Source organism: Actibacterium sp. (assembly GCF_041584535.1).
Taxonomy (GTDB): Bacteria; Pseudomonadota; Alphaproteobacteria; order Rhodobacterales; family Rhodobacteraceae; genus Actibacterium_D.
Map to the genome: position 1 here is coordinate 1 of NZ_JBFHDW010000069.1, position 10324 is coordinate 10324.

Annotated in this window: 9 protein-coding genes; 4 read left to right on the forward strand and 5 right to left on the reverse strand. The window is 63.1% G+C overall.

All coding sequences use genetic code 11. The features are described from left to right. Positions 1-214 precede the first annotated feature (214 nt). Positions 215-1795: a gamma-glutamyltransferase family protein gene (locus tag ABYW26_RS05245; protein WP_372603738.1), complete on the forward strand. Its 1581-nt coding sequence runs from the start codon at positions 215-217 to the stop codon at positions 1793-1795. 6 nt (positions 1796-1801) lie between these two features. Here the strand turns inward: ABYW26_RS05245 and hspQ are convergent, their stop codons facing one another. After that, positions 1802-2128: a heat shock protein HspQ gene (gene hspQ, locus ABYW26_RS05250; RefSeq protein WP_372603739.1), complete on the reverse strand. Its 327-nt coding sequence runs from the start codon at positions 2126-2128 to the stop codon at positions 1802-1804. Between the two features lie 85 nt (positions 2129-2213). Between hspQ and ABYW26_RS05255 the strand changes: the two genes are divergently transcribed. Together ABYW26_RS05255 and ABYW26_RS05260 are read left to right on the forward strand one after the other, a co-directional pair. After that, entirely contained in the window at positions 2214-3095 is an 882-nt protein-coding gene (locus tag ABYW26_RS05255) for an AEC family transporter (RefSeq protein ID WP_372603740.1), read from the forward strand. A 78-nt stretch (positions 3096-3173) separates the two neighbouring features. Then, positions 3174-3755, forward strand: coding sequence for a transglycosylase SLT domain-containing protein (locus ABYW26_RS05260; protein ID WP_372603741.1), 582 nt, complete (start codon positions 3174-3176; stop codon positions 3753-3755). On the opposite strand, the gene ABYW26_RS05265 is transcribed toward ABYW26_RS05260, so the two are convergent. From ABYW26_RS05265 to ABYW26_RS05280, 4 genes are all read right to left on the reverse strand, one after another. After that, positions 3752-4360 carry an outer membrane lipoprotein carrier protein LolA gene (locus tag ABYW26_RS05265; protein WP_372603742.1) on the reverse strand — a complete coding sequence of 203 codons (609 nt, stop codon included), beginning with the start codon at positions 4358-4360 and terminating at the stop codon, positions 3752-3754. The two genes, ABYW26_RS05260 and ABYW26_RS05265, sit on opposite strands and share 4 nt — an antisense overlap. A gap of 68 nt (positions 4361-4428) precedes the next feature. Then, positions 4429-7254, reverse strand: coding sequence for a DNA translocase FtsK (locus tag ABYW26_RS05270; RefSeq protein ID WP_372603743.1), 2826 nt, complete (start codon positions 7252-7254; stop codon positions 4429-4431). A gap of 9 nt (positions 7255-7263) precedes the next feature. Further along, positions 7264-8445 carry an aminotransferase class I/II-fold pyridoxal phosphate-dependent enzyme gene (locus ABYW26_RS05275; RefSeq protein WP_372603746.1) on the reverse strand — a complete coding sequence of 394 codons (1182 nt, stop codon included), beginning with the start codon at positions 8443-8445 and terminating at the stop codon, positions 7264-7266. A 130-nt stretch (positions 8446-8575) separates the two neighbouring features. Continuing rightward, on the reverse strand, positions 8576-9886 hold the full coding sequence (locus ABYW26_RS05280; RefSeq protein WP_372603744.1) for an amidase: 1311 nt from the start codon (positions 9884-9886) through the stop codon (positions 8576-8578). Positions 9887-9961: 75 nt separating this feature from the next. Between ABYW26_RS05280 and ABYW26_RS05285 the strand changes: the two genes are divergently transcribed. Further along, on the forward strand, positions 9962-10324 hold a 363-nt coding region (locus tag ABYW26_RS05285; protein WP_372603745.1), incomplete at its 3' end, for an FAD-dependent monooxygenase.

Consider the following 10324-nt stretch of genomic DNA (forward strand, 5'->3'; position numbering starts at 1 on the left):
CACCGCCGGATGCCTTGGCCGAGGGCGGTTATGGCTGGGCGCTGATCTTACAACTCAGCGAGGGCATACAATATTGCCGAAAGGCCCGAACCAACTGTATGCGGCTGCGGCTGCGCTTGCGTCCGCCGAAAGTTCCGGTGCGGCACGGGCGTTAATCCCCGGTTGGAAAGCGTCACATTCGAATTTAACCTGCCCCCGTCAAGGGGAGGACAAAATGCGCGATTTCCATTTGCCGGGGCGATCCCCGGTCTTTGCCAGTAACGGCCTGTGTGCGACCTCGCATCCGCTGGCGGCCAAGGTCGCGATCCAGATGCTTGAGGCTGGCGGCAATGCCGTTGATGCCGCGATTGCCGGGGCCGTCCTGTTGGGGTTATGCGAACCGGCGATGACCGGGCTGGGCGGCGATTGCTTTGTGCTGCTGTCCCCGCCCGATAGCGACGATATCGTTGCCCTGAACGGGTCCGGCCGCGCGCCCAAGGCCCTGTCTGCCGAGGTTCTGCGCCAATCGGGCCTGAGCGTGATGCCGCCGCGCGCCGCTTCGGCCGTCACCGTGCCGGGGGCGGTCGATGCGTTCTGCACGCTGAGCAGGGACTGGGGCAAGCTGGGCTTGAAAACCTGTCTGGCCCCGTCGATCCATTATGCCGAGGCCGGTGTGCCGGTGGCGCCGCGCGTCGCGTTTGACTGGCAAGAGAACGCGCATTTGCTGCAGGGCGACGGGCGGCGGTTTTACCTGTTGAACGACGCACCGCTGACCGCTGGCCAGATCTTTCGCGCCCCCACGCAGGCCGAGGTGCTGCGCCGCATCGCCACCGACGGACGCGCCGGGTTCTACGAGGGCGAAGTCGCCGAAGACATGGTCGATTCCCTTGTGGCGCTGGGGGGCGTTCACACGCTGGACGATTTCGCCGCGACCGCCTGCACCTATACCACCCCGATCAGCGGCACCTATCACGGCGTCGATCTGGTCGAGCATCCGCCCAACGGTCAGGGCGCAACGGCGATCCTGCTGGCGAATATCCTGTCCCATTTCGATCTGCCCGGCCTTGCCCCCTTTGGTGCCGAGCGCGCGCATCTTGAGGCCGAGGCCGCCAAGCTGGCTTATGACACCCGCAACCGCGTGATCGCCGATGCTGATTACATCACCCGGCTGGATCACATGCTGTCGCCCGATACGGCGGCGCGGCTGGCGGCGTTGATTGACCCGAACCGGGCGATGGACAGCGCCACCAAGCTAAGCGAGACCGTGCATAAGGACACGATCTATATCACTGTGGTCGACAAGGATCGCATGGCGGTGTCGCTGATCTATTCGATCTTCAACAGTTTTGGCTCGGGTCTGGCCTCGGCCAAATTCGGCATCAACTTCCAGAACCGCGGCGCGGGTTTCACCCTTGAGGCCGGACACCCGAACGAGGCGGGCGGCGGCAAGCGGCCGATGCATACGATCATTCCCGGCATGATCCGCCGCGATGGCCGGGTGGAAATGCCGTTCGGGGTGATGGGCGGCGCGTATCAGGCCAACGGCCATGCGCGGTTCCTGACCAATGTCGTCGATTACGGCCTTGGCCCGCAGGCGGCAATCGACGCGCCGCGCTGTTTCGCGGATGCCGGGCAGATGCAGGTCGAACGCGGCTATGGCGATGACGTGCGTGCGGCGTTGGCCGACAAGGGCCACCGGATCGTCACGCCCAGCGCCCCGATCGGCGGCGCGCAGGCGATTTTCATCGACCACGAAATGGGCGTGCTGCAAGGCGGGTCGGACCCGCGCAAGGATGGGTGTGCGTTGGGATACTGACCCGGCTTAGTTCAGCTGGAACTGAAGCGGATAATGCCCGTCCTCGAATTCGCCGAACAGGTCGGGCAGATCGGGGTGGCTGACGGGTTCGCCAGTGTCGTCGGGCAGAAGGTTCTGTTCCGACACATAGGCGACGTAATAGCTTTGGTCGTTTTCGGCCAGCAGGTGATAGAACGGCTGATCTTTCGAGGGGCGGCTGTCCTCGGGGATGGCATCATACCATTCTTCGGTGTTCGAAAACATCGCATCGACGTCAAAGACCACACCCCTAAAGGGGTGTTTCCGATGACGGACCACCTGGCCAAGATGATATTTCGCCTGCGACTTAAGCATTGCGTTGTAACCCCCAACCTCAGTTAGTAATCCTGACAGGGGTGTCTTGTCCATGCGGGCGCGCCCTGAATCAGGGAAACAGATTGTGAACCTCGTCCTTACAGTGCTTGAAATCGTGGCGCCGGTGTTCCTGCTGGCGGCGGTCGGTTTCGGTTGGGTCAAGATGGGGTTTGAATACCGGGTCGAGTTCGTCACCCGTCTGGCAATGACCCTTTCGGTGCCCTGTCTGATCTTTGTTGCTCTGATGAAAACCGACATCGACCCGCAGGCCCTGACCACCTTGTCGCTGGCTTCGGCTGCGGCTTACGGTGCGGTGACGGCGGTGTTCTTTCTGGGGCTGCGTCTGGCCGGTCTCGACATCCGCACCTATCTGGCGCCGCTGATCTTTGGCAACACCGGCAACATGGGCCTGCCTTTGGCGATTTTCGCCTTTGGCAACAGCGGCTTGGGTTATGCGGTCGTGGTGTTTGCCGTGATGGCGATCTATTCGTTTACCTTTGGCATCTGGCTGGTGTCGGGCGGCGGATCGCCGTTGAAAGTCATCAAGGAACCCTTGGTTGCGGGCACGGTTCTGGGCGGGATTTTCCTGTGGCAGGGCTGGGAAACGCCCAAGTTTCTGACCAACGCGCTGGAACTGATCGGGCAGATGGCGATCCCGGTGATGCTGATCACGCTGGGCGTCGCGGTGGCGCGGTTGCGGCCCGGCAAGCTGGGTCAGGCGCTGGTTTTGTCGTCGTTCAAGATCGGCACCTGCGTCGCGATCGCGGCGGTAATCGGCCGCGCATTCGGCCTGGCGCCCGAGCCATTCGCAGTGCTGGTGGTGCAGGTTTCGACCCCTGTCGCGGTCACCTCGTATCTGCTGGCCGAGAAATACGGCGCCGATTCGGATGCCGTTGCCGGCCTTGTCGTGGTCTCGACCCTGTTGTCTGTTGCAACTATTCCGCTGACTCTGGCTTTTTTGCTCTGAGGCTTTGGCGCGGATTTGCCCGCCGCCGCGATTTCCCCTATCCTTGCCACAAAACAAATCAAAATAAGCGAGAGGCAGATGAGCAGATTCTTTCGCGCGACGGTTATCCTGTGCCTGCTGGCTTTGGCTGGCTGTGGCGGCGGCGATTCCCCTCCGCGCAATCTCGACAATGCGTGCAGCATCGTCAGTCAGCGGCCGAATTACATGAAGGCCATGAACAAGACCCAGCGGCGCTGGGGCGTGCCAATTAACGTGCAGATGGCGACGATCTATCAGGAAAGCAAATTCGACAGCGATGCCCGCACCCCGCATAAATACCTGCTGGGCGTGATCCCGATGGGGCGGCAAAGCTCGGCCTATGGCTATAGTCAGGCGCTGGATGCGACTTGGGACGAATACCGCCGCTCGACCCGCAACATGGGCGCGCGCCGGGACAATATCGCCGATTCAACCGACTTTATCGGCTGGTATATGAACCAGTCCCAAGAAAAGCTGGGGATTTCCCTGAACGATGCCCGCAATCAATATCTGGCCTATCACGAGGGCCAGACCGGGTTCGCGCGTGGCACCTATAAGGGCAAATCGTGGCTGATCGACGTGGCCAACTCGGTCGCGGCGCGGTCCGAGACCTATCGCTATCAGTTGCAAAGCTGTCGCTAGTTGCGGCCGATCCGGGCTTCGGCTTCGGCGGTGATATTGAACAGGCGCGGCGACAACTCGCCGCCCAGTTCCATCTGCTCCAGAATGACCGTGGTTTCGCCGCCGGCGCCATCGGTGATGACCCATTGCCGCAATTGCACCGGGTCATCGGTGAACACCAGCCGGATCATGCCGTATTCCGGGTTCTCGGGATCCTGCGCCAGAACGCTGGTGGTGGTGTCGTCGCTGACATGACCGACCACCATATCGGCGCGGGTCAGATCGACGCGCGGCTCAAGGATCAGGTTCAGCGGCGTGCGCTTCAGCGGATATTGCTCGGGCGGCTGATTGGTTTTCGGATCAAAGATCGCCACCTGACCGCCACCTGCCATCACCAGCGCCGCTTGCGGAGGATCATATTCGAACCGCATCCGCCCCGGCCGCTGGATATACCGCGTGCCGGTGGCGACCGAGCCATCGTCGCTGATCTGGGTGAACCGGGCCTCGGCATTGGTGAAGCCGTTGAAATAATCGGAAATCCGCGCCAGCGGGATCGGATCGGCCCGAACGGGCAGAACCGCAAGCGAGGCCGCAAGGGCCAGAGAGGCGATATGATACAGTTTCATAGCGCCAATCTAGGGCCTGACATGCGGCATTGCACCTGTCGTTTTCTCACGTTCTGGCGAGGGGCGCGTTATTGCTCGGGCACCAGAATTTCGCGCTTGCCGACATGGTTCGCGGCGCTGACAACGCCTTGGTCTTCCATCTGTTCGACCAGACGCGCGGCCTTGTTATAGCCGATCGCCAGTTTGCGCTGGATATACGAGGTCGAGCATTTCCGATCCTTCAGAACGATCGCCACCGCAGTGTCATAGAGGGCGTCTTCCATATCGGTATTGCCACCCAGACCCAGCACCAGATCAATGTCGCTTTCGCGGTCCTCATCCGGGCCTTCGGTGACGCCGCTCATGTAATCCGGCGGGCCGAATGCCTTAAGGTAAGTGACGATTTCCTCGACCTCTTCATCACTGACAAACGGGCCGTGCACGCGGGTGATCTTGGCGCCACCAGCCATATACAGCATGTCACCCATGCCCAGCAGTTGCTCGGCACCCTGCTCACCCAGAATGGTGCGGCTGTCGATCTTGCTGGTGACCTGGAACGAAATCCGGGTCGGGAAGTTGGCCTTGATCGTGCCGGTAATCACATCGACCGACGGGCGTTGCGTGGCCATGATCAGGTGAATACCCGACGCCCGCGCCATCTGTGCAAGCCGCTGAATGCAGGCTTCGATTTCCTTGCCGGCGACCATCATCAGGTCGGCCATCTCGTCGACGATCACCACGATATAGGGCAGTGCCTCGGGCTGGAATTGTTCGGTCTCGAAGATCGGCTCGCCGGTATCGTCGTCAAAGCCGGTCTGAACCGTGCGCTTGAACATCTCGCCCTTGGCCAGCGCGTCGCGCACCCGGCCGTTAAATCCTTCGATGTTGCGGACGCCCATTTTCGACATCTTGCGATACCGTTCTTCCATCTCGCCCACGACCCATTTCAAGGCGACAACCGCCTTTTTCGGGTCAGTCACAACCGGCGACAAAAGGTGCGGAATGCCATCATAGACGGAAAGTTCCAGCATCTTGGGGTCGATCATGATCAGGCGGCATTCCTCGGGCGTCAGCTTGTAAAGCAAGCTGAGGATCATGGTGTTGATCGCCACCGATTTACCCGAGCCGGTGGTCCCGGCGATCAGCAGGTGAGGCATCTTGGCAAGGTTGGCCACGACCGGATCGCCGCCGATATCCTTGCCCAGCGCCAGCGGCAGCCGCATGTTGCTGTCGCCGAAATCGCGGGCCGACAGGATTTCACGCAGCACCACTTTTTCGCGGTTGACGTTCGGCAATTCGATCCCGATCACACTGCGGCCGGGCACGGTGCTGACGCGGGCCGACAGGGCGGACATGCTGCGGGCGATGTCATCGGCCAGACCGATGACGCGGCTGGCTTTCAGGCCCGGCGCCGGTTCCAGTTCATACATGGTCACGACCGGGCCGGGGCGAACGCTGACGATCTCGCCCTTGACGCCATAATCGTCCAGCACGTTTTCCAGCATCCGCGCGTTTTCCTCCAGCGCCTCATCCGACAGGTGATGGCGCTCGATATGCACGGGGCTGGTCAGCAGGCTAAGCGGCGGATGCTCGTAAGCGGCGGCCTGTTCGTCGAATTGCAGGGCCGGCTGGGCCTCTTCCTGAGCGCGGCGCGACGGCTGGACCAGCTTTTTCACCGGATGTTGCACGACCTTGCGCGGGGTCGAGACCGGCAGATCATAGCTGGTCATGGCTTCGGGTTCGTCGAACAGCGGATCGAACGCATCGACATCAAAGACGTCGATTTCATCCTCGGGTTCCAGAACCAAAGGCTGCGGCGGCGGGGTCATACGCGGGGTTTCACGGGCCAACAGCGGGTCGGGTGCGCCACGGCGGCGGGCAATCGCGGCGCTGACGGCGGTGTTCACCACCGGCGGCTCGCGGCGCTCAGCAACCAGTTGCGGTTCGCTGCGCTCGACCGGGGCCTGACGCACGCGCGACCGGATCACGTCAGCGATGCGGGCCTTGATCCGGTCCTCGCTGATCGGATCGCCGTTGTATTCGGGCGAAATCGGTTCGATCAGTTCCGGTTCGGGATCGGGCTGGCGTTTCATCAGGGTCGGCATCCGGCCCAGCAGCCCGGCTTTGACCGGCGCAGGCGCGGTGGGGGCGGCGGCAGCGGCCACGGCGCGGTGAACGATCGGCTCGTTATGCGGCGCGGCCTCGGCCATGCGGCGGGCCTGATTGCGGGCCTGCATCAGGCGGGCACCCTGAACCGCACCGCTGGCGCCACGCCCCAGCAGGGTCATCAGCTGCGCATAGGTCACCACAAGCCCAAGGATCAGGAACCGCAGCAGGGCGCGCAGCTCGGACCGATCAAAGCCCAGCACGAAAAATCCAAAGCCGATCAGCACGGCAAACGCCCCGACCGCCATCAGTTTCAGACCAAAGGCGGCAGTCACGGGAACGATGTTCAGAATAGCGCCCAGCACGGTGTCGCCAAACAGGCCGCCCATGCCGAATTCATGGGTCCAGCCCGCAGCAGGCGTCAGGGTCGCGGCATAGATCGCCGCCAGCGCGATGGCGATCGGCGCAAAGACCACCCGGCCCAGCGCCCGGTCTTCGCCCCGGTGCAGCACGAACCGCATGCCCCAGCCAATCGGCACGACGGCAATGCCCCACGCGCCCAAACCGACAATCACATGCAAGGGCGAGGCCACCGATGCCCCGAACCGGCCCAACAGGTTGGACGCCGGCTCATCGGTCGCAGACAGCCACGACGGGTCTTCGGGCACATAGGATGCCAACAGCATCGCCACCATGACCCCCAGCGCAATCAATCCCAGACCCAGCAATTCCTTGCCGCGTCGTTCAATCGCCGCCTGCATGTTGGAATCGAACAGGGGATCGCGTTGTTTGATCTGATACGAAGCCATACCTAACCCTTACCTGTAGAGACAGTCGCGAAGCCGGATAAGCCCACGCTGCATTTCTGTGATTGGGGCCACCAAAGCGACCCGAATGAACCCCTTGCCGGGGTTTTGGCCATCGACCTCGCGCGCCAGATAGGCGCCGGGCAGAACCCGCACACCTGTCTCCAGCCACAGCTTCATCGCGGCATCTTCGCTGTCTTCGACCGGCAACCACAGGAAAAACCCGGCCTGCGGCGCGGCATAGCCGGGCACGCCGTCGAAAATCTGATCGGCCAGCGTAAATTTCTCGCGGTAAAGACGGCGGTTTTCTTCGACATGGGCCTCGTCGGCCCAGACCCGTTCGGCCACCCGTTGCAGCGGCAGCGGCAGCGGTGCCCCGGCATAGGCGCGCAGGCGCTTGATCCGGGCGATGTCATCGGCGCCGCCCGCCACAAACCCCGAGCGCAGCCCCGGCAGGTTCGAGCGTTTCGACAGCGAATGGAAAATCACCACGCGATTGGGATCGGCCCCCATCTCGCGCGCGACCTGCATCGCACCAACCGGTGCGGTGTCGCGGTAGATCTCGGAATAGCATTCGTCGGCAAAGACGCGGAAATCGTGTTTCTCGGCCAGCGCGATCAGGGTCTCCCAATAGGCGCGGTCGGCGATGGCGCCCTGCGGATTGGTGGGCGAACACAGATAGGCAATCGCGGTGCGGTCCAGAACATCAGCGGGCAGCGACGCATAGTCAGGCAGAAAGCCATTGCCGGGATCGGCCGAGACAAAGACGGGTTCGGCCCCGACAGCGGCGGCGGCCACGGCATAGACCTGATAGAACGGGTTCGGGGTCAGGACGACCGGCTGCTTGCCATTCTTGGTCTCGTTGCACAGCGCCAGCGCCGCGTTGAACAGACCTTCACGGGTGCCGTTCAGCGCCATGATCTGAGTCGCCGGATCCACCGTCACGCCATAGCGCCGGTTCAGCCACGCAACGATCGACGCGCACAGTTCGGGCGATCCGTCGTTCGGGGGATAGCTGCCAAAGCCCGCGATATTTTCTGCGATGATGTCCGCGACCCAATCGGGAAAGGCATGTTTGGGTTCGCCGATGGTCATATGCATGACCTCACCGCCCGGCTCATACGAGTCGAGAAGGCTCCGCAAACGCGGAAATGCGTATTCTGGCAGGTTCGAAAACCGCTCGGGATAGGCCATTTCGCCCAACTATGTCTGCCTCATTCATCGGGGTCGTAACGCCCCGTTTGCAAATCAGGATACATTCAAGCGGCGGATTGGTCCAGAAAAAGCCCGCGAATTGCGGCAGTTGGTGGAAAAATAGTCCGGCTCAGGCCAAAGCCGCCTCGGCCGCTGCCCCGATCCTGAGCAGGCGCTCTTCTGCCATCGGCGGCGCCATGAAACTGATCCCGGTCGATGGAACCCCGGTCGGCAGAGTCAGACAGGCGCAATCCATCAGGTTGCCGATGCGGGTGTTGCGCAGCGCCAGCAGATTTTCGGCCACGTAATACTCGGGATCGGTCATCAACCGATCAGCGTTCGGCGGCAGAATCGGCGAGGTCGGCACCAGCACCGCATCGAACCCGGCCACCCGCGCCGCCCATTGCGCGCGCAGGGTGTCCAGCCGGCGCCACGCCGCGACATAATCCGCGCCCGAGAACTGCCCCCCCGAGCGGAACCGTTCGCGGATCATCGGGAACATGCGGTCCGGGGCGGCCTCGATCCGGGTTTTCCATGTGCCATAGGCCTCGACCGTGAACAGGATCGCAGCCAGGTCCATCGCCTGCGCCACTTCGGGGGCTTCCAGCGTCTTTACGATCGCGCCCGCCGCCTGCAATCGCTCGACCGCGCTTTGAAAGGCGGCACGAGGGGCGCCGCGCAGCCCCTCCATCGCCACGGTTTTCAGGGTCATGAACCGCATCCCGCGCAGGCTGGCGCCGCGAAGATCAGCGGGTTTGCGGCCCTCAAGCGCCGCCAGCATCAGCGCTGCATCCTCGACCGTGCGCGTCAGCGGACCGACGGTGTCGAACCGCGCCGCCAAAGGCACAACGCCGGTCAGCGGCAACCGCCCGCTGGTGGTTTTCATCCCGACCAGATCGTTCCACGCCGCCGGGATTCGCACCGATCCGCCGGTATCCGATCCAACCGCCGCCGCCGCCAAACCATAAGCCACCGACGCCGCCCCGCCCGAAGTCGATCCGCCCGACACGGCGGATTCGTCATTCACGCAAGGCGGCGTTGCGGTGACCGGGTTCAGCCCCAGCCCGGAAAACGCCAGTTCCGACATATGGGTCTTGCCCAGACAGACCAGCCCCGCCGCTGTCGCGTTGGCCAGAACCACCGCGTCGCGCTTGGGCACCCGGCCTGATATCAGGGCCGATCCGGCCTCGGTCGCGGTGCCGGCGCTGTCAAACAGGTCTTTCCAACTGACGGGCACACCGTCCAGCAGCCCCAGACGCGCGCCATCGCGGGCGCGTTGATGGGCGGCCCCGGCCTCGGCCAAGGCACGCTCGATCGTGGTGCGGGCATAGATGCGGCGGCTATGGGGGTGATCGGCAATCGCCTGAATGAAGCGTTCGGTCAGGGCGACCGGATCAATCCTGCCCGCCCCGATTGCGCGGCCCAGATCGCCGGCGCTCATCCTCAACCAGTCCTGCGTCATATTATCGCCTCCGTTCAGAAAAACGCTAGCGTCATACTAGCGTCATAGCGGCGCATGGACAATCCCGCCCGTGGGGGCATATTGCAAAGCATGACATATGATTCCGACATCCTGATCGTAGGTGGCGGGCTGAATGGCCCGGCTTTGGCGCTGGCTCTGGCGATGGGAGGGCTAAGCGTCACAGTGATCGACGCCCTGCCGGTGTCCGCCCGCCAAGGCGACGATTTCGACGGCCGCGGCTATGCTTTGGCGCTGGCGTCACAACGGCTGTTGCGCGGCATCGGCGTCTGGGGCCGGGTCGCGGCCGAGGCGCAGCCCATTCTGGAAATCAAGGTCTCGGATGGCCGCGCTGGCGAAGGGCCGTCGCCCTTTGTGCTGGAATTCGACCACGCCGAGATCGAAGAAGGCCCGATGGGC

Excerpts from the sequence above, each read along its gene's own strand:
- hspQ (WP_372603739.1), bottom strand. The coding sequence starts at position 2,128 with ATGCTTAAGTCGCAGGCGAAATATCATCTTGGCCAGGTGGTCCGTCAT.
- ABYW26_RS05275 (WP_372603746.1), bottom strand. The coding sequence starts at position 8,445 with ATGGCCTATCCCGAGCGGTTTTCGAACCTGCCAGAATACGCATTTCCG.
- ABYW26_RS05260 (WP_372603741.1), top strand. The coding sequence starts at position 3,174 with ATGAGCAGATTCTTTCGCGCGACGGTTATCCTGTGCCTGCTGGCTTTG.
- ABYW26_RS05280 (WP_372603744.1), bottom strand. The coding sequence starts at position 9,886 with ATGAGCGCCGGCGATCTGGGCCGCGCAATCGGGGCGGGCAGGATTGAT.
- ABYW26_RS05245 (WP_372603738.1), top strand. The coding sequence starts at position 215 with ATGCGCGATTTCCATTTGCCGGGGCGATCCCCGGTCTTTGCCAGTAAC.
- ABYW26_RS05265 (WP_372603742.1), bottom strand. The coding sequence starts at position 4,360 with ATGAAACTGTATCATATCGCCTCTCTGGCCCTTGCGGCCTCGCTTGCG.
- ABYW26_RS05270 (WP_372603743.1), bottom strand. The coding sequence starts at position 7,254 with ATGGCTTCGTATCAGATCAAACAACGCGATCCCCTGTTCGATTCCAAC.